A 23,339-nucleotide genomic window follows, 5' to 3' on the forward strand; every position below is an offset into this window, starting at 1 on the left:
GTCCAGGTGGCCGGGTTTGTTGCGTTTTGGGGAATTGATTGGCTGACCAATCGATCCGGTTCGGGGATTGGCACCATCCAGAATGGTTGCCTTACCGTGACATCAGATACAGCCCGAAAACCCAAAACGTGAAAAACCCGGCCGCAAGGGCCGGGCAGTGGGTTCCAAGAGAACCGGAACGTCCCTCTCAGGAGAGGGGACGATTATCATGGGGTTATGGTTTAGGCGGCTTTGTCCGCCAGCATCTCGTCCACGATGGCCACAGCCACATCCGCCGGGCTGCAATCCATGGTTTTGGCGCGGGCAAAGATGCGGTCCAGCGTGTTTTCCACCGCGGCCAGCTTCTCGTCGACATGTGCGGCCCGGTTGTCGATGGCGAGCACCTCGGTGGCAACGTTGATGATACCGCCCGCGTTGGCGACGAAATCCGGCGCATAGAGGATGCCGCGCGCATGCAGGCGGGCGCCGTCCTCAGCCGTGGCCAGCTGGTTGTTGGCGCCGCCGCAAACGGCCGCAACGTTGAGCTTGGCAATGCTGTCCGCGTTCAGGATGGCGCCAATCGCGCAGGGGGCAAAAATGTCTGCCTTCACGGTCAGAATCTCATCTGGGCCAGCGGTTTTGGCGTCGTACTTTTGTGCAAGTTCTGCGACGCGTTTGGCGTCAATGTCTGCCAGGATCAGTTTGGCGCCCGCCTTGTGCAGGAGGTCGCAAAGATAGGTGCCAACGTGACCCAGGCCCTGAACGGCGATGCTGCGACCGGTCAGATCTGCGCTGCCAAATTGATGTTTGGCGGTGACTTTGATTGACTCAAAGATGCCACGCGCCGTGATTGGGGAGGGATCGCCGGAGGCGTGTGGTCCGTCTGGCAGGCCAGCAACAAACTTGGTTTCGGTGGCCAGAAGCGCCATGTCGGATGGGCTCATGCCCATGTCTTCGGCGGTCCAGTAGTCGCCTTCGAGTGTGTTGATGGCGCGGGCGAAGGTCAGCAGCTGTGCGGAGGTTTTGGCCGAGGCGTCGCCAATGATGACGGCCTTGCCGCCACCCAAGGGCAGGCCAGCAGCAGCGTTTTTGTAGGTCATGCCCTCAGACAGGCGCAGCGCGTCGGTCAAGGCCGCGTCTTCACTCTCGTAAGGACGCATCCGTAGGCCACCCGCGGCCGGGCCAAGTTTGGTCGAATGCACCGCGATAAAACCGGTGAGGCCAATGCTGGCGTCATGAACGCGCAAAACGGTTTCGTGGGTGGGGGTGGCCAGGCGGGTGATTTGCATTGGACGTTTCCTTTGTTCTTGTCGCTGTGTCCCAGGCGCGAAGTGGCGGCAAATTGACACAGGATCGACAGAGGTTTTCTCCAAATGCACCTATGCGGGCGGGTAAATTTCGGAGATAATGCGCCAAATATGGTTAACTTTTGGAGATTTTCCCTATGGATGCCATCGATCGTAGAATCGTGAGAGCGTTGCAGCTGGACGGGCGCATGAAGATTGGAGATCTGGCGGAGCAGGTCGGGCTGTCGGCAACGCCCTGTGCGCGGCGGTTGGAGCGGCTGCAGGCGGATGGGGTGATCACCGGCTATGGCGCGCGGGTGGATCCACGCAAAATGGGGGTTCCGGTGACGATTTTTGTGTCAGTGGAACTGGAAACCCAAGGCGCGGACCGCATCAAAGAGTTTGAACGGGCGGTGCGTGGGTTTGAGGAGGTCATGGAGTGTTACCTCATGACCGGCTCGCGGGATTTCCTGCTGCGCGTGGTGGCGGCGGATTTGGACGCGTTTGATGCATTTCTGGAGCATCGGCTGATGAAGGTGAAAGGCGTGCGCAATATGCGGAGCAACTTTGCCCTGCGGGCCTTGGTGCGGCGGGATGTGCTACCGGCGATGTAAGCGTTCAAAGATTGTAGCGCTTGTGGATTTTTGACACCTCGGTGCCGTTGTCCAAGCGCACGCCATCTTTGCGTTTGTAGTTTTCAAAGCCGCGGCTTTGATAGTAAGCCAGTCCGCCTTCGTTGTCGGCGCGGATTTCGGCGTCCATCCATGTGTAGCCCAAAGCGCGGGCGGCAGTCACGCTGGCCTCAAACAGTTTGGAGCCAATGCCCAGACCTGTGCGGCCGACTTTCACAAAGGTCCCAATGCCACAGGCTTCGGGCGGCAAGTCTCCCCAAGGGCCGACCCATTGGAACCCCAGAAGTGTGCCGTCGTCCGTCATGGCCACATGCCATGTGCTGCAGTCCTGATCCGCCATCAGCCAGGCTTCCAAGTCATCACGTGACATTGGTTTGGTCATTGCGGTGGTGCCGCCGATGGCGATGATCTCGTTGAGCAGGTCTGCGGTTTGGCGCAGGTCTACGGGGCTGCCTTTTTGGATGGTGATTTGGGACATGGATAACTCGATATCAGAGACTAATACGGCCTAAAGTGCGGCCAAAAGGGTTTCAACGCGGGTGGTGTAATCGGTGCGCACTTCCACAGGGGGGCGCAGGTGGATGGACAGGCCGTCGATGATTTTTGGGTCCGGCACGCCAAAGAGTTTGTTGGCCTCGGGCACCGAGAAGCCGGCGATTTGCGTGGCCTCCATCCAGGCGGAGATTTTGTCGGCCTTCTTGATTTGCGCCTTCAGACGTTTGGGCGTTTCAGCAGGCAAGCCAAAGCGGATGTGGATTGCGGCCATGAGACGATCATCGAGCGTTTCATAGCTGGGACCCACAGCAGCTTTCACCGGCGAGATCATGTCGCCAATCACATATTCCGGCGCATCGTGCAGCAGGGCTGTCAGGCGGGTTTTGGGCGTGGCGGATTTGTACATCCGACCGTAAAGCTCTTCGACCAGCAGGGAATGTTCGGCCACGGAATAGGCAAAATCACCGTGGGTTTGACCGTTCCAGCGCGCCACAAAAGCCAACCCGTGGGCGATGTCTTCGATTTCGATGTCCACGGGGGTGGGGTCCAGCAGGTCCAGCCTGCGACCGGACAACATACGCTGCCATGCTCGTGCCAAAGGGGTGCCTCCCGGTTGTGTGCAACCGGTGTACGCCAGCCAAGTGGCGATGCGCAACAGTCAGGCGAACAGGGGATGCGCTGGTATCAACCAGCAGCCACACCGGATGTGACCAACGCATTGGTGATCACAATCAAGGTGCCCATCAGCAAGACGGCGGGGATGAAGAAAGCAGACCGAAACATGGCCCTTAGTGGCGGGAAATTCATGACCAAAAACCTAACAAATAAAGGTTTCTTATACCTTGGTTACGAATGTCTTAACAGTCAGGGGAGTCTGACCTTCGGATAGGGCTGTTTGCTGCAAAATGAGGCGCCGCCACATTTTGGCCATATTTGAGGCGCACCCTATTTTGTAGTCGGGATCACGTGCTGCCACAAAACAACGTGATCAGGCGTGTTTTGAAAAAGCGCACCGCGATACCGACGTTACTAGCGAGGGGGGCACGTTTCTACATCGGCTTCCTCCCGCGTGTCCCCCTCTCCAAACCTCAATGTATTGCGCCCAATGGGCCAATCTGCGCGAGAAAGGAGAGCGCTATGTTTAAGAGAATAGTTGGAGCAGCCCTGCTGTTTGGCATGGCCGCAGCAGCCCCACCGGCGATCGCCGCCGGATGTGCGGACAGAGACCTCGTGGTGAAGCGTTTGCAGAGCAAATACGCTGAAGCCATGGTGGCTGGCGGGCTGCAAGGCAGCCACGACAATAAGATGACGATGCTGGAAGTGTGGTCATCAGAGAAAACCGGGACATTTACGGTGATCATGACCAATGCGCAGGGGGTGTCCTGCATCCTGGCCGCCGGAACAGACTGGTTTCAGCAAGAGGCGGTGCTGCCGCCTGAAGGAATCGAAGGCTAGTAACGTTGTAGAAAGGCCTTCTGAGTGTTATCTGGTCGCCAAAGCAAACCCGTAAGGAGCTGGGCGCAATGGCGACCGATTACACTGTTAAAGACATTTCCCTGGCCGAGTTTGGCCGCAAGGAACTGGATATTGCCGAAACCGAGATGCCGGGCCTGATGGCGCTGCGCGAAGAGTATGGCGATAAGAAACCACTGGCCGGTGCGCGCATTGTTGGCTCGCTGCACATGACCATTCAGACCGCGGTTCTGATTGAAACGCTGGTGGAGCTGGGCGCGGACGTGCGCTGGGCGAGCTGCAACATCTTCTCCACACAGGACCACGCGGCGGCGGCGATTGCCAAAGCAGGCATTCCTGTGTTTGCGATCAAAGGTCAGAGCCTCGAAGAGCACTGGGACTATCTGGACAAGAGCTTCCTGTTCCCGGAAGGCCCGAACATGATCCTCGACGATGGTGGCGATGCGACACTCTATGTGTTGCTTGGTGCCAAGGCGGAAGCGGGCGAAGACCTCGGCGTGCCGGGTTCTGAGGAAGAAGAAGTCATTCACAAGCAGATCGCCAAGCGTATGGCGGAGAGCCCAGGCTGGTTCACCAAGACCCGTGATGCGATCCAGGGTGTGTCTGAGGAAACCACCACCGGTGTGCACCGTCTGTATGACCTGGTGAAAAAGGGCGAGCTGCCCTTCCCTGCGATCAACGTGAACGACTCTGTGACCAAGTCCAAGTTTGACAACAAATACGGCTGTAAAGAGAGCCTGGTAGACGGCATCCGCCGCGCCACCGACACCATGATGGCCGGCAAAGTGGCGGTTGTTTGTGGCTATGGCGACGTGGGCAAAGGTTCTGCGGCTTCGCTGCGCGGCGCGGGCGCGCGCGTGAAGGTGACCGAGGTTGACCCGATCTGTGCTCTGCAGGCGGCGATGGACGGTTTTGAAGTGACCACGCTGGAAGACGAAGCGGCGACCGCGGATATCTTCATCACCACCACCGGCAACAAAGACGTGATCCGCATCGAGCACATGCGCGAGATGAAGGACATGGCGATTGTTGGCAACATCGGCCACTTCGACAACGAAATTCAGGTGGCGAACCTGAAGAACCACAAGTGGACCAACATCAAAGAGCAAGTGGATATGATCGAGATGCCATCTGGCAACCGCATGATCCTGCTGTCTGAAGGCCGCCTGTTGAACCTTGGCAACGCCACCGGTCACCCGTCATTTGTGATGTCCGCGAGCTTCACCAACCAGGTGCTGGCGCAGATCGAGCTGTTCACCAAAGGCGAGCAGTACAAGAACGAGGTTTACATCTTGCCCAAGCATCTGGATGAGAAAGTGGCGGCGCTGCACCTCGCGAAAGTGGGCGCGAAACTGTCCAAACTCAGCAAGGAGCAGGCGGACTACATCGGTGTTGGCACTGACGGTCCGTTTAAGCCGGAGCACTACCGCTATTAAGCTTGGTTGCTTCTTTTTGTGATTGCAAGGAACCGATTATTCGCTGCCTCTCCCTTCGGTCGAACGCGAAAAGCGGTGCTGCTTGCTAGGCAAATCACAAAAAGTCTAAGAGACTGAATTTGAGAGCGGCGTCCCGGATTGGGGCGCCGTTTTTGGTTGGTCATGTGCTGTCATTTTTGGAAGTTGACGTGAGGAAACATTGTCTGAGAGACTGAAGGGACTTTTCGAGTAATTTGATTTTTGGAGTTTGTTATGACGAGTACTGTCGAAATTTCGGCCAATGAATTAAAAGCTTGGGAGGCAATTTCGCTCAACGAAGACGGCGCGTTGCCTCCTGAAACAGATGACAATCATGGCCTGCGGGCTCGCACTCATCGCAGGCCAACAAGCGTGAACACCTCACTCTTGAGCCCGACCAATAAAGGTCTCAATTATTGTGGTCAGGCCGCCGCAGCGAGTGTGATATCGGCTTGGAACAAAGGTGGTGGGAAGTCTGCAGTGCAGATTTTGGACGACGTGCTTTCGCGTTTTCCACCGGATTTGAATGTCGGTGAATTTAATTTCGGAACTTCACCTAACAGGATAATGCAGATTCTGAACACCTATGGTTTGAAAGCGTCTTTTTTCAATATTCCAGTATGGCAAAGCGGCGGCTTCATGAACCCGCTTAACCAACCTGGTTGGCATGCGTACCGCTCGCAAATCGAGGGGTTCATGCACTCGGGGTACACGCCAATTGTTTTGGTTGATACAGGCATGTTGCCAAATCGAACCAATGATATTTGGTGGAGCTTGCATTATACCGTGTTGCAATCCACTGGCGGTGGCCAGACAACTCTATGTAATAGTTTTGGGAGCGACGGGCGCTACTCTGATGAACCTATGCCAGAAAATCGTTTTCACGAAGCGTGGGAAGCGCGCGCTTGGCCTATTCCGTGGCTGAAGTTTGCCACGATCATTGCATATGAGTAAGCCGACCAGATCTTGGCAGTATTAACTCACTGTCTGAGGAAGGTGGCTCTCGATCAAAGAGAGTCGTTTTTCCACTGCAATTCGCCTCGCGCAGGTTCCTTCGGATCGCTGGAATAAATCGCGATTTTGTTGCCGTCCGGGTCGCGCAGGTAGCTGACGTAAAAGTGCGGGCCGTAGTCGGCGCGGAAGCCGGGTGAGCCTTCGTCTGTGCCACCAGCGGCGAGGGCGGCGGTGTGCAGGCTGCGGACCTGCGCTTGGCTTTTGGCTTCAAAGGCAACCATGGTGCCGTTGCCAACTGAGGCGGTTTGGCCGTCAAATGGCGGTTTCACGTAGAAGTCGGGTAGCAACGGGCGTTGGCCTTCGGGAACAGGCAGCGCGTAGCTGAGGCCTTCGGGGCCTTCTTTCACGCTGTAGCCCAGAGCGGGCAGGACGGCGGCGTAAAAGCGTTTGGCGCGGGGGATGTCATTGGAGCCGACGCAGACGTATCCGATCATTGGGCGGTGTCCTGACTTCGCGCGGCGGTTTCCCACTCTGTCAGAAACCGCATGATCTCGAGGCTGTCGGATTGGCGTGGCGAGGGGCGTGGCGCTTCTTTGGCACCCATAGCCTGCGCGCGTTCGACCATTTTGGTTTGATGATAAAAGGCGCCGTGTTTGGTTTCGACCACAATATCGCGGGCGGGGCCGTCGTAGGGTTGCCAGATCATTTTGTTTTCCCCTGCGACGGGTAGCCATGGGTTGGTGGCGAAGCACAGCGTGCCTTTGGTGGTCACGATGGTGAAGGCGTGCGCCATGCCGTGGCCGTCGGTGCTGTGCAGGTTGGCAAGCACGCCGTTGTCAAAACGCACGGAGAGGCTGGCGTCTTGCAGGGTGCTGTCTTTGCCGATGTTGCCAAAAGCGGCGATGGATCGACTGGCGAAGGCCCCTTCGCCGCACATGGTTTGCACCACCAGATGCAAGAGGGAGACCGGGTAGCAGCCGAGGTTGTAGAGCGTGCAGCCACCTGCGGGGTTCACAACTTGCCAGATGTCGGCGGCGTAGAAGCCCGAGACGGAGCGCAGTTCGCCCACGGAGGGGTCGCGCAGAACGGTGACCAGTTGCTGCATGAAGGGGTGCGCGAGGTACATCAGGCCTTCGGCAAAGAAGATGTTCGCGGCTTGCACCGAGGCGATCAGCGCGTGGGCATCCTCCATCGTGGTGGTCAGTGATTTTTCGCAGAGCACTGGTTTGCCTGCGGCCATAGCGGCCTCGGTGGCGGCGCGGTGCAGGTGGTTGGGCAGGGCGATGTAGATCACATCCACATCCGGATTGGCGAAGAGCTCGGCTTGATCGGTGGTTGTGTTGGTGACGCCATATTGTGTGGCAAGCTCGGACAATGCGGCTTCGTTGCGGCCATAGAGCATTGCCACCGCGGAATTTTCACTGTCGCGGATTGCGCCCAGCATAGCATGAGAAATGAAGCCGGTTCCAAGGATACCCCAACGCAGCATCGCGTCCTCCTGTGGTGTGCAAATGCGCAGAGGGTCAGCCTGGGCAGCGATTCTTCAAATGACCAGCGGGATCTGTGCTAAGGGGGAACGGGCGCGGTCTTTCCCCTTAATTGACGTCTACGTCAACTGTAGGAAAGGTTTCAAGGACGCCGCGCAGACCACGAATTCAAGCGCATTTATCGACAATTGGGAGAATATCTGATGGGCAAACGGGACGAGTTGATCGCGAAATACGCAGACGATCTGAAAAATAAATGTGGCATCGAGCCAGACATGACGCTGTTGGAAAAGGTTACCATCGGCTGTGGTCCAGCGATTTACAACGACGATGCGTCCACCGTGGCTGGCTCCCAGCCAGAGGAACTGGAAACTGTGAAAAACAACTTCCTCATCAAGAAGTTGGGTATGAGCGATGGTCCCGAACTGATGGATGCCATCAACTCTGTGATTGAGACTTACGGCAAGTCTGAGCGTAACAAGTATCGGGCTGTTGTTTACTACATGCTGACGAAACATTTCGGCAAAGAGGCCCACTACGGGTAAAACCACCACTCGCGGTTTGGCGCGTCCGGGACCTGAGGGTTTCGGGCGCGTTTTGCGTTTGGTTGCGAAAGTGCTGCGGGAACCGCTCAGATTGTAGATACTTGATAATTGAACTGCTTGGTTCAGTTGGGCTACACATGTGATGTCGGGCTAGGATGGCCGGACCCTAAGAGATACAAAATCGCGTGTGGTGGTATGGGATACACGCGGGGTGCATAGGGGGTCTGGCTGGAGCGGAGACAGGCCCCCTATGTTTTATTTCCCAAAATGATTTCCCTGCGGACTGTTGGCGCGGCTCTTGTCTGAGCGGCGCCTTTTGTTTTTTCCGGGTGATGTGGCGTGGCGCTTAGAACAGCGTCAGAACCAGACCCATGGTGGCGCATCCGAGCGTGGCATAGCCGCCGTCAATCAGCATCAAAGCGCGTTTGCGACCGGCAAAGCTGTAATTGGTGACAATCCAGGGGGCGGCCAGAAAGAGCCCAACGCCAAGGCCCGCAATCAGCCCTGCACCCATGGTGTCGATCCCGGACAGGGAAAACACGTGACGCATCATGCCCGCAACAAGGACGGCGCAGAGGAAAGCGGTGATGTAGGGCAGCGGATCGCTGGCATTGGCTGGGCGGCCGGACTCGTCGGTCTCGATCTCGGCCGCTTTCATCCAAGGCTTGGCCAGCGTCATGTACCAGACCGAGCCAGCCACATATGAGGCCAGCGCAGCCGCCAGCACCGATAGAATTTCCATGGAACCCTCCCCGTTCATGTTTTCGGGGAGAGTATGACCAATTTTTTAGCTTTGAGAACCGCCGAGCGCGAGGATGATATTCCACTCTTCTTCGGTGACCGGCTGCACGGAGAGGCGGGAGTTTTTGACCAGCACCATGTCGGCCAGCCGGGGATCGGCCTTGATCATGTCCAGAGTGACCGGCGTTAGGATGGGTGCGACGGCTTTGATGTCGACGCATTCCCAGCGGTCGTCATCCGTGGTGCTGTCGAGGTGCGCCTCGGCGCAGACCTCGACGATGCCAACGACGGATTTCTCTTTTTGAGAATGGTAGAAAAAGCCGCGGTCGCCCACGGCCATTTCCCGCATGAAATTGCGCGCTTGGTAATTGCGCACGCCGTCCCATTCCTCACCCGCGTCGCCTTTGGCGACTTGCTGGTCCCAGCTCCAGGTGGAGGGTTCGGATTTGAACAGCCAATAGCGCATCAGCCCAGCACCTTGTTCCAGGGTTTTAGCTCGACCGAAGCGAATAGATCGGCGGCTTTGTAAGGGTCGTTTGCGGCCCAGGCCTCGGCTTCACCCATGTCGGCGACGTTCAAAATGATAAGAGAGCCGCACATGTCGCCAGCATCATCTAGAAACGGGCCAGCCATCATGATCGTGTCGCCAGAGCCTTTCAGATAGGCGACGTGCGCGTCGCGGTTGGCTTTGCGGATCTCCAGTGCGCCAGGTTTGTCTTTGGCGATCAATGCTACCAGCATGATTATTCCTCCTTGGGTGGTCTTGCCAGCAGCATTTCCATGGCGTCGCGGATTTGCAAGCCCCCATCGAGGATGGCGACGACGGCTTGGGTGATGGGCATGTCAACCTGCATGGTTTTGGCGCGTGCAAGGGACGCGCGGGCGGTGGCGGCGCCTTCGACGGTGATGCTTGGATCAAAGTCTGCGCCACGTCCCAGCGTGAGGCCAAAGCGGTAATTGCGCGATTGTTCGGATGAGCAGGTTAGGGTGAGGTCGCCAAATCCCGACAGGCCAGACAGTGTGTCGGTTTTTGCGCCCAGTGCCTGCGCCATGCGTTTCATCTCGGCATAGCCGCGCGTCATCAGGGCTGCACGGGCGCTGTCGCCTAGCCCGGCGCCAATGGCGATGCCGCAGGCGATGGCGATCACGTTTTTCAGCGCGCCGCCAAGCTCTGCGCCGACGGTGTCGGTGGTGCGGTAGATACGCAGATTGGGCGAGATCAGTCTCTGTTGCAGGGCTTTTCCGGTGGTTTCGTCGGCGATGGCCAAGGTCAGCGCCGTTGGCAGACCGCGGGCGATGTCGGCGGCAAAGCTGGGGCCTGTGAGAATGGCAGGCGTGGCGTCTGGCAGCACGTCGCGGATCACGGCGACCGGGCCAAGTTGGGTGCCGAGTTCGACGCCTTTGCAGCAGGCTATCAGGGTGCGACCGGAGAGTTCTGGGTGGTCCTCCAACAGGCCGCGCAGCTTTTGCATGGGCACCGCCAGCAGGACCACATCGGTGAGCGCATCGGCGAAATCGGCCGTCACAGAGACTGTTCTTGGCAATTCCACGCCGGGCAGACGTGGATTGACGCGAGTGGTCTGCATGGATTTGGCGGCGTCGGTATTGCGGGCCCAGAGGGTCACGTCGGTGCCGCTTTTCGCAAAGGCGATGGCTAGTGCGGTGCCAAAGGCGCCTGAGCCAAGAACGGAGATCATGCTTTGGCTCCTTTTTTGCCGCTTCCCAAAAGCGCGGGGGCGGTTTGATCGAGCGGCCAGCGTGGGCGGGCGGAGAGGTCCATGCCGTCACGGGCGCCGGTGTGGTAGCGCTCCAATCCAGCATAAGCGATCATCGCGGCGTTGTCGGTGCAAAGCGCCAATGGAGGTGCGGTGAAAGTCACGCCTTTGTCGGCGCAAACAGTCTCTAATTCAGCCCGAATGGCGGTGTTTGCCGCCACGCCACCAGCGACAGCGAGTAGTGGCTCGGATGGCGTTTCAGCCAGATAAATGTCCAGCGCGCGGCGGGTTTTCTCGGCGAGCACATCGACAATAGCGGCCTGAAAGCCGGCGCACATGTCGGCGCGGTCTTGCACTGGCAGGCCGCCTTTCTCAGCGATGATGGCATCGCGCTGGCGCAGGAGGGCGGTTTTCAGGCCTGAGAAAGACATGTCACAGCCGGGACGATCCAAAAGTGGGCGCGGGAAGCGGAAGCGTTTGGGATCGCCTTTGGTGGCTTCAGCTTGCACGGCGGGGCCGCCGGGTTGGGGCATGCCCAGCAGGCGAGCGGTTTTGTCAAAGGCTTCGCCGGGCGCATCGTCGATGGTGCCGCCGAGGCGGGTGAAGTTTTCCGGGCCATGAGCAATCAAGAATTGGCAATGGCCGCCGGAGACCAAAAGCATCAGGTAGGGGAAGGCCACTTGATCGGTGAGGCGCGGGGTCAGGGCGTGACCGGCAAGATGGTTCACGCCGATGAGCGGAATGCCCAGGCTTGCGGAGAGACCCTTGGCGCACATTACGCCGGAAATGACACCGCCGATGAGGCCGGGGCCAGCGGTTACAGCGATGGCGTCCACATCTTTCAGGGACACATTGGCGGCCAAGAGCGCCTCCTCAACGCAGAGATCCACTTTTTCGGCGTGTGCGCGGGCGGCGATCTCCGGCACCACGCCGCCAAAGGGCGCATGCAGGTCGGTTTGGCCATGCACCACAGAGGCCAGGATCTCGGCGTCACCCACAATGGGTTGATGCAGGATGGCGGCGGCGGTGTCATCGCAGCTGCTTTCGATGCCAAGAATGGTGAGCGGGCCGTCCATGTGTCACAGGTCCTTGCCGTTGCGCGGAGGTTTGTTGGCAGGTAACACCACAGGGCGCCTCAAACAACCGTGGTGGGCCTTATGGCGGATGTGACCCCTTTGATTTTGCTGACCCGGCCATTGGCCGATGCAGAGCGGTTTGCCGGTCTGTTGGCGGATATGGGGATCACCGCAGAGGTCGCATTTTCACCGGTTGTGGAGATTGTGCCCACTGAGGCTCACGTGGACCTGACCACTATCTCAGGCGTGATATTCAGTTCGCGCAACGCGGTGGCGGAGGTTGCGGGGCATGACATGCCTGCCTGGTGCGTTGGCGAGGCCACGGCGGCAGCAGCGCGGGCCAAAGGCTGGCGTGCAGTGGCGGCGGATGGCGACGCGGAGTCGCTTTATGCGCGGGTTTTGGCCGATGCCCCCAAAGGCCCTTTGCTGCACATTCGCGGCCAAGTTGCGCGCGGCGATCTGGCCTGGCGTTTGACCAAAGTTGGGATAAAAACGGACGATGTGGTGGTCTATCGCCAAAAAGCACATCCGTTGTCGGAGCGGGCAAAACAGACGCTAATGCGGGAGAATCCGGTGATAGTTCCCCTTTTTTCGCCGCGCGCAGCAGCCCAATTTGCTGAGCAAGGGCCATTTAATGCTCCGCTTCATGTCGTTGTGATGAGTGAGGCCGTGGCGGAGGCATTGGGGGAATTTCCGGTGGAAACAGTTGTTTTGGCGGAGAAAAAAGAGGCAAAGGCCATGGCAAATGCGGTGGCGAGACTGTTAGACGCAGGGTGACGCATTGAGGCGCAAGGATTGCTCGCCTAGATTGGTGCTGCATTTGCAAAAAACGGATTCGAAAGGGTGACCTGTGGGAACCACGGATAAATCGGACAAGCCAAGCAAAGATCAGGTTGATCAACAGGATCAGACCGATACGCAAGCCGACGCAGAAGATGTGGTCGAGGACGCGGAAATTTTCGAAGAGATTGCGCCGGATGGGGCGTTAGATGACAGCGATGTGGACGCGGCCAATGACGCTGCGGATGGCGATGAGTCTGATGAGGCTCCCGTAGAGATTGAAGAGCCCACAGAGGACGCGGATGCAGAAGTTGATGCCGGTGAGGCGGAAGGTTCTGAAGCGGTGGACGCCGAGTCTCCTGAAGAAGACCCGGTTGCGAAGACACCTGCGCCTGTGCCAACCGCACAGGAGGCAGAGCGCAAGGGTGGCTTTGTGCCCATGGTGTTTGGCGGTGTGATTGCGGCGGTGATTGGATTTGGCGGCGCGGTGTATTTTGGCGACCAACTTGGGCTGGGCGCGGATACGGAGGCGGCGCTCAGTGAGATGACCACCAAGTTGGCGGCGCAGGACGATGCGCTTGCTGCCTTGAATGAGACGCTGGCCAAGACAGTGGACGTGTCCAACGGCGCGCAGGCTGCCTCTGGAGAGGCGGCGGCTCTGGTTGCGAAGATGGAAGAGGTCTTGGCGGCCTATACCACCGAGCTTGGCACGGTGTCTGAGGCAGTGGCGACGCTGGAAACGCGGTTGACCGAGATTGAGAAACGCCCGTTGAGCGAGGGGCTCAATGCGGCGGCGATTGCGGCCTATGAGCGAGAGGTGAAAGACCTCAAGGATTTGGTTGCGGCGCAGAAGGCTGAGGCGGCGGAGTTGAAAGACAAGGCGGACCTGTCTGCGAAAGCAGCGCTGGCGCGTTCGTCTGCCACACGCATTGTGGCGGCGCTGGAGAGCGGTGCGCCTTATCGTGCGGCTGTGGTGGATCTGCGATCGTCCACTGGGGAAGGCGTTGCCGCGGTGCTGGAAGATTATGCGGATAGTGGCGTGATCACCCTGTCGGCGCTGATCGAAAGCTATCCGGAGGCGGCGCGCGGGGCCCTGGCCAAGGCGCGGGAAGACAAAGTGGATGCGGGCACCGGCAATAAGCTGGGCAATTTCCTGAAGACACAGTTTGGTGCACGCTCGGTTGAGGCGCGGGAAGGCTCCGATACGGATGCTGTGTTGAGCCGGGCCGAAGCGGCGCTAAAGGCGGGTGATCTGACCGCGGCGCTATCTGAACTGGATACACTGGCCGAGGGGCCAAAAACCGTGATGGCAGACTGGGTTGCGCAAGCGCAGACCCGGGCCGCCGCGACGCAAGCCGCCGAAGATCTGGCGCAAACCCTAAACTCCAACTGAGGGTCGTTTCATGCTCTGGTCCCTGATTAAAATTATTGCGTTTGTTGCCATCGTCGCTGGGTTGACCTTTGGCTCGATTTACCTGCTGGAAAGCGAAGGCGGGGTGATGGTCACCGTGGCCGGGGTGGAATACAGCCTTGGGCCGTTTCAGACCGCTTTGGCGTTGATTGCGCTGGTGGCTGCGGTCTGGCTGTTCATCAAGGCGCTGGGATTGTTGGTGGCGACGCTGAAGTTCCTGAACGGGGATGAGACCGCGATCAGCCGCTACTTTGACCGCAACCGGGAAAAGAAGGGCTATCAGGCGTTGGCCGATAGTGTGACCGCGCTGGCCTCTGGCGAGGGGCGCACGGCGATGGAGAAGGCGCGGCTGGCCGAGAAAAAGCTGCACAAGCCGGAGCTGACCAACCTGATTGTGGCGCAGGCGGCAGAGATGAGCGGCGACACCAAGAAAGCGGAAGAGACCTATAAGAAGCTGCTGACAGATGAGCGCACGCGGTTTGTGGGTATTCGTGGGCTGATGAAGCAGAAGCTGGAGGCCGGAAACACCGAGGTGGCGTTGAAGCTGGCGGAGAATGCCTTTGCGCTGAAGCCGCGCCATGTCGAGGTGCAGGACACGTTGCTGCGTCTGCAGACTGAGAGCAAAGACTGGAAAGGCGCGCGTGGCACGCTGAACGCGAAGCTGCGCCATGGCACCTTGCCGCGCGACGTGCATCGCCGCCGGGATGCGGTTTTGGCGCTGTCTGAAGCCAAAGAGTTGATTGCGGAAGATGCCAGCATCGAGACGCAGGAACAGGCAATTGAGGCAAACCGCTTGTCACCGGATCTGATCCCGGCGGCGGTGATGGCAGCACGGGGCTATGTGGCCAAAGGCAAGCCGCGCAATGCGACGCGTCTGATCAAGAAAGCCTGGGATGCGCAGCCGCATCCGGATTTGGCAGCGGCCTTTGCTGAGATCGCACCAGAGGAAACGCCAGAGGCGCGGATCAAGCGGTTTAAAACCCTGACCAAGAACACCGCAGCCCATGCCGAAACCAAGATGCTGATGGCGGAGCTGTATATTGCGGCGGAGGATTTCCCAGAGGCGCGGCGTGCGCTGGGCGATCTGGTGGAAACGGACGCGACGCAACGCTCGCTGACCATTATGGCGGCGATTGAGCGGGGCGAAGGTGCAAATGATGCAGTGGTGAAAGGTTATCTGGCCAAGGCGCTGAGCGCGCCGCGTGGGCCGCAGTGGGTCTGTGACACTTGCCACAACATTCATGCGGAGTGGGCGCCGACCTGTGACAATTGCCACAGCTTTGACACGTTGAGCTGGACCGCGCCGCCGGAGACCGAAGGGTTGAGCGAAACCGGCGCGGCGATGCTGCCGCTGATCATTGGGGCGCTGGAGGATCACTCCGAGGCTGAGACCGAGGACGCGGAAGAGGCTGATGTGGTTGAAGGTGAGGCGACGGAAGCCCCTGCGGAGGCTGAAGAAACTCCGAAAGAAGAGCTGAAGTCTGCCTAAGGCTTTTGTTTGAGAGACATCGAAGCAGCGTCGCCTTTGGGCGGCGCTGTTTTCGTTTTTGGCGTCAGGAAAACCGCATTGGGCTCACCGGGGAGAGGTCGATGTTCGGCGGTGTTTCGGAGATCAGATCCGCCACCAGCCGTCCGGTTTTGGCTCCGCCGGTGAGGCCCACGTGTTGGTGACCAAAGGCAGCGTAGACACCGCTTTGCCCAATTTCGCCCACCATGGGTAGGCTGTCTGGCAAGGACGGGCGGAAGCCAAGCCATTCTTCGTCGGTTTCTGCGGTCATGGTGGGGAAGACCTCGGCGACGCGGCGGCGTAACAGGGCCAGTGGGGCTTTGGATTTCTTCTCCGACAGGTCGCCAAACTCCACGATCCCAGCGCAGCGCAATCCGTGCTGCATCGGGGTGGCGACAAATTTGGCAGAGGCAATCATCATCGGGTGGTTGGGCCGGATGGACGGCTCTTTGAAGGTGATATGATAGCCGCGTTCGGTTTCCAGCGGCACGGTGAAGCCCAGCTTGCGCATCAAGGGCTTGGACCAGATGCCGGAGGAGAGCACGGCGCGGTCACAGTCAAACTGGCCTTGATCGGTCATCACGGCGGTGACTTGCCCGCCTGAAAGGTCAAAGTCGCGCACCTCGGTCTGCACAAACCGCCCGCCCATGCCGGTGAACGTGTCCACGAGCGCCTGCACGTAGCCAGCGGGGTTGAGGATGTAGCCGTGGTCTTTGTTGACGGCGATGAAGGAGGTTTGGGCGTCGAGGATGGGTTCCAGTTCCTGCACGGCAGGGCCTTCGATGATGTCGGGGATAAAGCCAACACTGGCACGCAGGTCCCAGGTGTATTTGTCGGCCTCAAAGGCGGCGCGGTCTTTGTAGGCGTAGAGGTAATCGGTGTCGGCAATGAAGCGTTCGGCGGCGGTGCCTTTGGCGAGCGCCTTGTGTTGATCCACGCTGTCGCCAATCAGGTCGGCCAGCACATGTGTGAAGCGGCGGGCGTCTGTGTCGTTGGCAAAGCCGAGGTATTTCAGGAACCACGGGGTGAGGCGGGGCAAGTTGGCCCATTTTAAAAACAGTGGGAAATTTGGGTTCAGGAGATAGCCGGGCGCTTTGGTCAAAAGGCCAGGCGTGGCGTTTGGCACCACGGCGCAACTCGCCAACAGGCAGGCGTTGCCAAAGGAGGCGCCCATGCCGGGGGTGTTCTTGTCCAGAAGGGTCACATTTTTCCCTGCACGCCGCAGCCAAAGTGCGGTGGATGCGCCCACGATGCCTGCCCCGATCACCACCACAGTTTGCGGCATGTTTTGTCCCCTCAATCGTCTTGGGGACAGTGTTGCCAAGGGCCGCGCAGCTTTGCAATCAGAGTTGTGAGATCACGTCTTTGAGCTGGGACAGTTTGATCGGCTTGGCCATATGGGCGTTCATGCCGCTGTCCAGACAGGCGGCGCGGTCTTCCGGCGCGGAATGGGCGGTGAGGCCAATGATATGGGTGCGGAAATCGCCGTTGGCCCCTTCCAGGCGGCGGATTTCGCGGGTGGCGTCCAGACCGTTCATCACCGGCATGGAAACATCCATCAGCACCAGATCTGGGTGGACGTCTCGGTAACACTCGACCGCCTGCTCACCATCACTGGCTGAGTGGTGCGTAACACCCAAGCGGTTGAGGAAAATCTCGATCAACTTCCGGTTGGTCTTGTTGTCGTCCACAATCAATATGGTCTTGTCGGAAACAGGTTTGGTGAGTTCCGTGGCAACGCGTTTTTGAGCCGTACCATTGGCTGGCTGGTTGTCATGTATTTCCAGATCCGTTTTCCGACGGGTGTTTGCTTTGTGTGGCGTGGTCAACGCTTCGAGAAGCTTTGCGGTTTGAACCGGCTTGATCACCTCGCTATCTGTGAAGTCGTGTTCAGACCCGTTCTGATGGATGGCATCGTCCATCGGGCGCAGCGCAATCACGCGCGTGTGCGTATCCCCTTTGATGTGGTGAATCGCGCGGAATAGGTCCTCTCGGTCCATGTCGGGCAGTCCCATCTCCGTCAGGACGACATCATATGGCACGCCGTTGGTTGCCGCTTCGCGCAGGCTTTTTAGCGCCTCGTTTGCGGATTCAAAGGTGGTCACCTGCCCGTGCCAGGAGGACATTACCTCGTTCATCACAAACAGCGCTGTCGGTTCGGATTGCAGCACCATCACCTTCATATCGTTGAGGCTGGCGCCATCGATGGGGAGAGACGGCAAAGGCGTATCTGGCTGCACAAGTGGCACGTTGAAGGTGAAGGTGGTGCCGGTGCCGACAGTGGATTTTACCCAGATGCGACCGCCCATCAGCTCCACAAAGCCCTTGGCAATGGCGAGGCCGAGACCGGTGCCCTGGTGCTTGCGGCTGTAGGAGCCATCGACCTGCGTGAATTGGTCAAAGACGGTGGCCAGTTTCTCTTCGGGAATGCCGCAGCCGGTGTCACAGACATCGACCTGCATGAAGGGTTTGCCGTTCTCGTCTTTGAGGGTGGTATTGATCAGAACATACCCTTCCTCGGTGAACTTGAGGGCGTTGCCAACCAGGTTGATGATGACCTGCTTGAGCCGGGACTCATCGCCCAGCAACGATTTGGGCAAGTCCGGTTCCACACGTGTGATGAGATCCACGCCAGCTTGACCAGCTTGGTACGACAGCATCTGGGCAGTGTTTTCCACCAGCTCCAGCGGGCGGTAGGGCTCGTCACGCAGGGTCATGTGACCGCTGTCGATTTTAGAGAAGTCCAGAATGTCGTTGATGATGTTGAGCAGGGTGGTGCCGGAGGTGTGAATGGAATCCACCAGACCCAGCTGGTTGGCGGTCAGGTCGGTGTCTGACAAAAGTTCCGTCATGCCCAACACGCCGTTCATCGGGGTGCGGATTTCGTGGCTCATACGGGCCAGGAATTGTGACTTGGCCCGTTCGGCGGTTTTGGCCTGTTCTGCGACCACCTGAAGCTCTGCGTTTTTGGCGTTCAGATCGTCGGAGGAAATCTCCAGTTTGGTTTGGGTGTCTTCCAGGGATTTCACCCAGGCACGCAGGTTGCCCAGCATCAGGTTGAAGCTGTCGGCGAGGCTTTCGACCTCATCGTTGGTGCGGATCACGATGGACTGGTTCAGGTTGCCCTTGGCGGCGCGTTCGGTGGCGCTGTTGAGGCGGGCCAGTGGCTCGGTCAGGCGGCGCGAGATCCAGATCGACAGCAGGATGCCGGTGAGGGTGAAGAAAACGCCAAACATCAGGTTGCGGCGCAGCACCAGGTTGACCTCGCGGTTGGCAGCAGTGCCGTCCAGATCGAAGCGGATGGTGCCGTAGTTCACATTGCCATAGATTGCGGGCACGGCCACCTGAATGCGGCCCTCTAGGTTGCGGATATGGGTGGTTTCGGAGGCGACGGCCTCGGTGACCAGCGGATCTTCGACGCGGCCCAAAAACAGTGCGTTGCCTTCGGACGAGCCGTTCACCAGCAGGAAGCCTTCGGGGTCGATGAAGCGCAAGGCTAGGATGTCGGGCTGGCGCATCAGTTCCTGGTAGATGATGTCGAGCTCCGCCGGGCGGCCCTCAAACAGGTACGGCAGCGTGACCTCTTGAATGAGAATGCCGAGAGAGTCTGAGCGTTCTGAGAAGCGGGTGTGAACCAGTTCCAGCTGCGTGATGGTGTTGAGGTAAATCAGGGTAGATACAAAAGCCCCGATCATCAGACCAAAATACACGGTCATGCGCCGCCCAAGACCGTAGGTCAGGGACTTGCGCATTTTGGACATGCGGCTGTTGGTGTTGTCGTCAGCTGCGGCCATGGTCAGTCAATTCCCGCGTCTTCGAGATCCTGTAGAATCTCCAATATAGGTGCAAAAGTGCGTTTTGATCCCGCAGCAAATTCATCAAATCCCGCACTGTTTTGAAAGCTTTTGAGAACCGCTCGACCGTCTTCGGCTTTGTTCATGGCTTTCAGCGTGAAGCGCAGTTCGTTCAATAGGTCCTCAGACAGCCCGGGGCGATGCATCAGCACGCTGCGTGGGAACCTATCGGAGATGGCCAGAATGCGAAATTCGTCTGGGCGTGCTTCCATAAGATCAAGGTAGTTTTTCTGGTTTGTGGCGCCGGCGTCGGCGCGGCCGGAAGCGACGGAGAACATGGTGTTCTTGTCGTTGTAGGTCAGGAAGTAGCCAACCTCGTCACTGGTATGCGGGGCGCCGGGGGCGCGAAGCTGTTTCAGGCGCAGCCCGGTGTTCAGCAGCATATGGGCCGGCAGGATAAAGCCGGACGAAGAATCGTAGTCTTCTAAAGCGATGCGACGACCAGCCAGGTCTTCCAATGAGATGACACCACTGTTCACATGGGTGAAGATCACCGAGTAATAACTGGCCTGCCCATCTTTCCAATGGCGCAGGAAAGGCACGCCGCCGGAGAGTTGGGCCACTTTGGCGACCACCAGAGGGCTGTCGATGAAGATGTCCACTTCTCTGCGGGAAATTGCCTCGGCCATGAGCTGGGTGCTGGGGTGCACCACAAGGCGGACTTCGGAGATGCCAATCTCTTTCAATTCGTCTTCGAGGTAGGTGAGAAGTGGCTGGAAAATCCGCATTTGACCGCGGATGCCTTCGTTGAGAGTGCCCAAATTGAGAGTCTCTGCTTGCGCCCAAGAGGTGGTCAGCCAGGTCAGGCTGAAGACAAAGCAGAGTATGTTCCTTCTAAACATGGGCATCCGGGGTGATTTACGACCTCCTAATGGCGGTATTAGGAAAGTCTAAACCATCGCTTAATGAATGCCGCGATCGGGCGAATATCTGCAAATATGCGGTAAATTGCCCACGAATTTTTGTAAAAAAGCTTTCCGGCGCTGCCCAGAGCGCCGGAGAAAACTCACATGATTCGACTTCGCAGTGCACCATGAACAAAGATTGCCGCGAAAAGTCTTTTCACGCCAGATATTTGCCAGAGTAACACCAATTTCCCGCATTTCGGGAAATGGTGCATTAGTGTGCGTTCTTTTCGATGTGCTTGATTGGTCGATCGCGGTAGAGCAGCGACTGCGTGTCGGCGAACACATGCACTTTGGCGGGATCGGCTGTCAGCGAGACCTGTTTACCTTTCAGGTCGCGGTGGATGCCTTGCAGTTTGCCAATCACCGGCTCTGCATCGCCTTGCGGCTCAAAGTAGAGCAGGGTCACTTCGCCTAGGGCTTCGGTGATGTTCACGGTGCCGGTGTAGATTGCATCGCCTTCGGTGGTGACTAGGTCTTCGGGACGCACACCAATGTTGACCTGCCGCCCCATGTCCTCCGGCAAGGAAGGCACGGAGGAGGTGGCCGTGCCCCCAGCATCCAGCGCGATTGTGGTGGTCGCGCCGGTGCCAGTAATCTTGCCGGGGAGGAGGTTCATGGCGGGAGAGCCAATGAATTGAGCAACAAATTCGTTTTCAGGCCGCTCATAGAGCTCCAGTGGCGTGCCAACCTGGGCAATACCGCCGCTGGCCAGCACCACGATGCGTGTCGCGAGCGTCATGGCTTCGACCTGATCGTGGGTCACATAGACCATGGTGCTGTCGGGCATGGATTCTTTGAGTTGGGCAATCTCGATGCGAGTGGCCACACGCAGGGCGGCGTCGAGGTTGGAAAGCGGTTCGTCAAACAGGTAGACTTTGGGATCACGCACAATGGAGCGGCCGATGGCCACCCGCTGACGCTGACCACCGGAGAGCTCCTTGGGAAGGCGGTCGAGCAGGTTGTGCAGCTGGAGTGTTTTAGCGGCTTTCTCCACGCGCTCGTTGATCTCTGCGGTGCTCATTTTGGCAATTTTCAGCGCAAAGGACATGTTTTCGCGCACGGTGAGGTGCGGATAAAGCGCGTAAGATTGGAACACCATCGCAATGCCGCGCTCGCTGGGCGGCACATCGTTGACCAAAGTGCCGTCAATTTCCAGCGTGCCGGAGGTGATGTGCTCTAGCCCGGCGATCATGCGCAGCAGGGTGGATTTGCCACAGCCGGAGGGGCCGACAAATACCACCAATTCGCCCTTTTCGATCTCCAGATCGATATTGGCGAGGACGTTCACCGGACCGTAGGACTTTGCAACGTCTTTGAGAATGAGATCAGCCATTTCCTTTGTCTCCTCCGGCAAAGGCGGCTTGCCACGCGGGCAAGGTCACCTTTGCGCCATCTTGGCTCAGGGTGAAAGGCGCATTGGTGTCGATGGTCCAGTCGCCGGTGGGCAGGTCGAAGGTTTGTTCTTCGTCCGAAAGGTTGAAGGCGCAGAGTACGGCTTTGCCGTCATGTTCGCGCACAAAGCGGATGTGGGTCTCGTCCGCATGCAGCAGCTCGTAGATGCCTTTCAGTAGCGGCATTTGTTTTTTGCGGAAGGCAATCAGGTCGCGGTAGAAGGTCAGCATGGAGCCGGGGGTGCCGTCTTGCGCCTCAACCGATTTGGAGAGGTGTTCGGCGCTGACCGGCAGCCATGGTTTGCCTTCCGAGAAACCGCCGTTTTGGTTGTCCGATTTCCACACCATTGGGGTGCGACACCCGTCGCGGCCCTTGAACTTGGGCCAGAAGCGGATGCCGTAGGGGTCTTGCAGGTCCTCAAAGGCCACATCGGCCTCGTGCAGGCCAAGCTCTTCCCCCTGATAGATGCAGACGGAACCGCGCAAGGACATCAACAAAGCGGCATAGGTGCGCTGGGCGGCGTCAGACAGATTCCAGCGGGAGCCGTGGCGTTCCACGTCGTGGTTGGAGTAGGCCCAGCAGCCCCAGCTGTCGCTGCCAAAGCTCTCGGCGGTCTGCATGATCTCCGCCACACGGGTGCCGGTTGGGTGGGCCTGACAGAGCAGGGCAAAGTCATAGGCCATGTGCAGCTTGTCGCCACCGCCGGTGTAGATCGCCTGAATTTCGCTGCCGCGCTGGCTGTCGCCCACTTCGCCCACAGTGGTGATGGCGTCATATTCGTTCAGCAGTCGGCGCAAGTCTTGCAGGAAGCCGAGGTTTTCCGGCTGGTTCTTGTCGTAAAGATGTTCCTGATGGTTGTAGGGGTTCACGGCAGGCGCGATGTTGTCGTTGCGCTCTTCAACCGACAGGGCCGGGTTGTCGCGCAACTGTGCGTCACAGTAGTAGAAGTTCACCGTGTCCAGACGGAAGCCGTCGACGCCACGGTCCAGCCAGAAGCGGGCCACATCGAGCAGTTCCTGACGGACTTCGGCATTGTGGAAGTTCAAGTCCGGCTGTTCCGCGAGGAAGTTGTGCAGGTAATATTGCTGGCGGGAGGTGTCCCACTGCCAGGCCGGGCCACCAAAGATGGAGAGCCAGTTGTTTGGGGGCGTGCCGTCCAGCTTGGGGTCGGCCCAGACAAACCAATCCGCTTTGGCGTTGGTGCGGTTCGCGCGGCTCTCAATGAACCACGGGTGTTGGTCCGAGGTGTGGGACAGAACCAGGTCGATGATGATTTTGATGCCAAGCTCGTGAGCCTTGGCGATCAATCGATCAAAATCCGCCAGCGTGCCAAACATTGGGTCGACATCGCGGTAATCGGACACGTCATAGCCGAAATCCAACATCGGGGATGTGAAGAAGGGCGAGAGCCAGATGGCGTCCACGCCAAGCGAGGCCACGTGCGGCAGGCGCTGGATGATGCCGGCGAGGTCGCCAATGCCGTCTCCATTGCTGTCTTGGTAGGAGCGCGGGTAGATCTGATAGATCACCGCACCACGCCACCAATCGGGGTCTGTGATGAGTGCGGAATCCTGGGTCATGGTCGGGTCCTGATAAGTCATGGGTGTGTCCGGTATTCAGGCCCATTTGGGCCAAGTTAGTATCTGTTTG

General features: G+C 58.6%; 23 protein-coding genes. 8 read left to right on the forward strand and 15 right to left on the reverse strand.

Annotation, left to right across the window (positions count from 1 at the left end; genetic code table 11):
• Positions 1 to 221: 221 nt before the first annotated feature.
• The gene (locus MK208_RS07045; RefSeq protein WP_294115341.1) at positions 222 to 1,268 is read right to left on the reverse strand and encodes a Glu/Leu/Phe/Val dehydrogenase dimerization domain-containing protein; all 1,047 of its coding nucleotides are present in this window, start codon (positions 1,266 to 1,268) and stop codon (positions 222 to 224) included.
• A gap of 155 nt (positions 1,269 to 1,423) precedes the next feature.
• Between MK208_RS07045 and MK208_RS07050 the strand changes: the two genes are divergently transcribed.
• Complete coding sequence (locus tag MK208_RS07050) at positions 1,424 to 1,879, forward strand: Lrp/AsnC family transcriptional regulator (RefSeq protein ID WP_294115342.1); 456 nt, start codon at positions 1,424 to 1,426, stop codon at positions 1,877 to 1,879.
• 4 nt (positions 1,880 to 1,883) lie between these two features.
• Here MK208_RS07050 and MK208_RS07055 read toward each other — a convergent pair whose 3' ends face one another.
• Positions 1,884 to 2,375 (reverse strand): GNAT family N-acetyltransferase, encoded by a 492-nt coding sequence (locus MK208_RS07055; RefSeq protein WP_294115344.1) that lies wholly within the window; start codon positions 2,373 to 2,375, stop codon positions 1,884 to 1,886.
• Positions 2,376 to 2,405: 30 nt separating this feature from the next.
• Positions 2,406 to 2,969: an HD family hydrolase gene (locus tag MK208_RS07060; RefSeq protein ID WP_294115786.1), complete on the reverse strand. Its 564-nt coding sequence runs from the start codon at positions 2,967 to 2,969 to the stop codon at positions 2,406 to 2,408.
• A gap of 560 nt (positions 2,970 to 3,529) precedes the next feature.
• Between MK208_RS07060 and MK208_RS07065 the strand changes: the two genes are divergently transcribed.
• The 3 genes from MK208_RS07065 (at position 3,530) to MK208_RS07075 (ending at position 6,273) form a co-directional block, all read left to right on the forward strand.
• A complete protein-coding gene (locus MK208_RS07065) occupies positions 3,530 to 3,847 on the forward strand; it encodes a hypothetical protein (protein WP_168591227.1) in 318 nt (105 codons plus the stop codon).
• 68 nt (positions 3,848 to 3,915) lie between these two features.
• Entirely contained in the window at positions 3,916 to 5,301 is a 1,386-nt protein-coding gene (ahcY, locus tag MK208_RS07070; protein WP_294115354.1) for an adenosylhomocysteinase, read from the forward strand.
• Between the two features lie 252 nt (positions 5,302 to 5,553).
• Positions 5,554 to 6,273: a hypothetical protein gene (locus MK208_RS07075; RefSeq protein WP_294115357.1), complete on the forward strand. Its 720-nt coding sequence runs from the start codon at positions 5,554 to 5,556 to the stop codon at positions 6,271 to 6,273.
• A gap of 53 nt (positions 6,274 to 6,326) precedes the next feature.
• Here MK208_RS07075 and MK208_RS07080 read toward each other — a convergent pair whose 3' ends face one another.
• Complete coding sequence (locus tag MK208_RS07080; RefSeq protein ID WP_294115360.1) at positions 6,327 to 6,767, reverse strand: VOC family protein; 441 nt, start codon at positions 6,765 to 6,767, stop codon at positions 6,327 to 6,329.
• A complete protein-coding gene (locus tag MK208_RS07085; RefSeq protein WP_294115362.1) occupies positions 6,764 to 7,762 on the reverse strand; it encodes a Gfo/Idh/MocA family oxidoreductase in 999 nt (332 codons plus the stop codon). The genes MK208_RS07080 and MK208_RS07085 overlap by 4 nt, the downstream gene beginning before the upstream one ends.
• 201 nt (positions 7,763 to 7,963) lie before the next feature.
• Here MK208_RS07085 and MK208_RS07090 point away from each other — a divergent pair, with 201 nt between their 5' ends.
• Complete coding sequence (locus tag MK208_RS07090; RefSeq protein WP_294115363.1) at positions 7,964 to 8,305, forward strand: DUF2853 family protein; 342 nt, start codon at positions 7,964 to 7,966, stop codon at positions 8,303 to 8,305.
• Between the two features lie 346 nt (positions 8,306 to 8,651).
• Here MK208_RS07090 and MK208_RS07095 read toward each other — a convergent pair whose 3' ends face one another.
• The 5 genes from MK208_RS07095 to tsaD are packed head-to-tail and all read right to left on the reverse strand — an operon-like array spanning position 8,652 to position 11,837.
• A complete protein-coding gene (locus MK208_RS07095) occupies positions 8,652 to 9,047 on the reverse strand; it encodes a DUF1761 domain-containing protein (RefSeq protein WP_294115365.1) in 396 nt (131 codons plus the stop codon).
• 45 nt (positions 9,048 to 9,092) lie between these two features.
• A complete protein-coding gene (locus MK208_RS07100; protein ID WP_294115367.1) occupies positions 9,093 to 9,512 on the reverse strand; it encodes an EVE domain-containing protein in 420 nt (139 codons plus the stop codon).
• Positions 9,512 to 9,787: a YciI family protein gene (locus MK208_RS07105; protein ID WP_294115369.1), complete on the reverse strand. Its 276-nt coding sequence runs from the start codon at positions 9,785 to 9,787 to the stop codon at positions 9,512 to 9,514. Before MK208_RS07105 ends, MK208_RS07100 begins: the two co-directional genes overlap by 1 nt.
• A 2-nt stretch (positions 9,788 to 9,789) precedes the next feature.
• The gene (locus tag MK208_RS07110) at positions 9,790 to 10,743 is read right to left on the reverse strand and encodes an NAD(P)H-dependent glycerol-3-phosphate dehydrogenase (RefSeq protein WP_294115371.1); all 954 of its coding nucleotides are present in this window, start codon (positions 10,741 to 10,743) and stop codon (positions 9,790 to 9,792) included.
• The gene (gene tsaD / locus MK208_RS07115) at positions 10,740 to 11,837 is read right to left on the reverse strand and encodes a tRNA (adenosine(37)-N6)-threonylcarbamoyltransferase complex transferase subunit TsaD (protein WP_294115372.1); all 1,098 of its coding nucleotides are present in this window, start codon (positions 11,835 to 11,837) and stop codon (positions 10,740 to 10,742) included. The genes MK208_RS07110 and tsaD overlap by 4 nt, the downstream gene beginning before the upstream one ends.
• A gap of 81 nt (positions 11,838 to 11,918) precedes the next feature.
• Between tsaD and MK208_RS07120 the strand changes: the two genes are divergently transcribed.
• The 3 genes from MK208_RS07120 to MK208_RS07130 all read left to right on the forward strand — a co-directional run bounded on the left by MK208_RS07120 (position 11,919) and on the right by MK208_RS07130 (position 15,517).
• On the forward strand, positions 11,919 to 12,614 hold the full coding sequence (locus MK208_RS07120; protein WP_294115373.1) for a uroporphyrinogen-III synthase: 696 nt from the start codon (positions 11,919 to 11,921) through the stop codon (positions 12,612 to 12,614).
• A 73-nt stretch (positions 12,615 to 12,687) separates the two neighbouring features.
• Positions 12,688 to 14,010 carry a mitofilin family membrane protein gene (locus MK208_RS07125; RefSeq protein ID WP_294115374.1) on the forward strand — a complete coding sequence of 441 codons (1,323 nt, stop codon included), beginning with the start codon at positions 12,688 to 12,690 and terminating at the stop codon, positions 14,008 to 14,010.
• Positions 14,011 to 14,020: 10 nt separating this feature from the next.
• Entirely contained in the window at positions 14,021 to 15,517 is a 1,497-nt protein-coding gene (locus tag MK208_RS07130) for a heme biosynthesis HemY N-terminal domain-containing protein (protein ID WP_294115375.1), read from the forward strand.
• Positions 15,518 to 15,581: 64 nt separating this feature from the next.
• Here MK208_RS07130 and MK208_RS07135 read toward each other — a convergent pair whose 3' ends face one another.
• The 5 genes from MK208_RS07135 to MK208_RS07155 all read right to left on the reverse strand — a co-directional run bounded on the left by MK208_RS07135 (position 15,582) and on the right by MK208_RS07155 (position 23,269).
• A complete protein-coding gene (locus tag MK208_RS07135) occupies positions 15,582 to 16,835 on the reverse strand; it encodes an FAD-dependent oxidoreductase (RefSeq protein WP_366010650.1) in 1,254 nt (417 codons plus the stop codon).
• Between the two features lie 43 nt (positions 16,836 to 16,878).
• A complete protein-coding gene (locus MK208_RS07140) occupies positions 16,879 to 19,329 on the reverse strand; it encodes a response regulator (protein WP_294115377.1) in 2,451 nt (816 codons plus the stop codon).
• A gap of 2 nt (positions 19,330 to 19,331) precedes the next feature.
• Positions 19,332 to 20,231: a phosphate/phosphite/phosphonate ABC transporter substrate-binding protein gene (locus MK208_RS07145; protein WP_294115379.1), complete on the reverse strand. Its 900-nt coding sequence runs from the start codon at positions 20,229 to 20,231 to the stop codon at positions 19,332 to 19,334.
• Between the two features lie 277 nt (positions 20,232 to 20,508).
• Positions 20,509 to 21,630, reverse strand: coding sequence for an ABC transporter ATP-binding protein (locus MK208_RS07150; protein WP_294115380.1), 1,122 nt, complete (start codon positions 21,628 to 21,630; stop codon positions 20,509 to 20,511).
• Positions 21,623 to 23,269, reverse strand: coding sequence for an alpha-glucosidase family protein (locus MK208_RS07155; protein ID WP_294115381.1), 1,647 nt, complete (start codon positions 23,267 to 23,269; stop codon positions 21,623 to 21,625). The genes MK208_RS07150 and MK208_RS07155 overlap by 8 nt, the downstream gene beginning before the upstream one ends.
• Between the last annotated feature and the right edge of the window lie 70 nt (positions 23,270 to 23,339).

The sequence above is a fragment of the Shimia sp. genome, from assembly GCF_022448905.1.
In the GTDB taxonomy this organism is placed as follows: Bacteria; Pseudomonadota; Alphaproteobacteria; order Rhodobacterales; family Rhodobacteraceae; genus Shimia.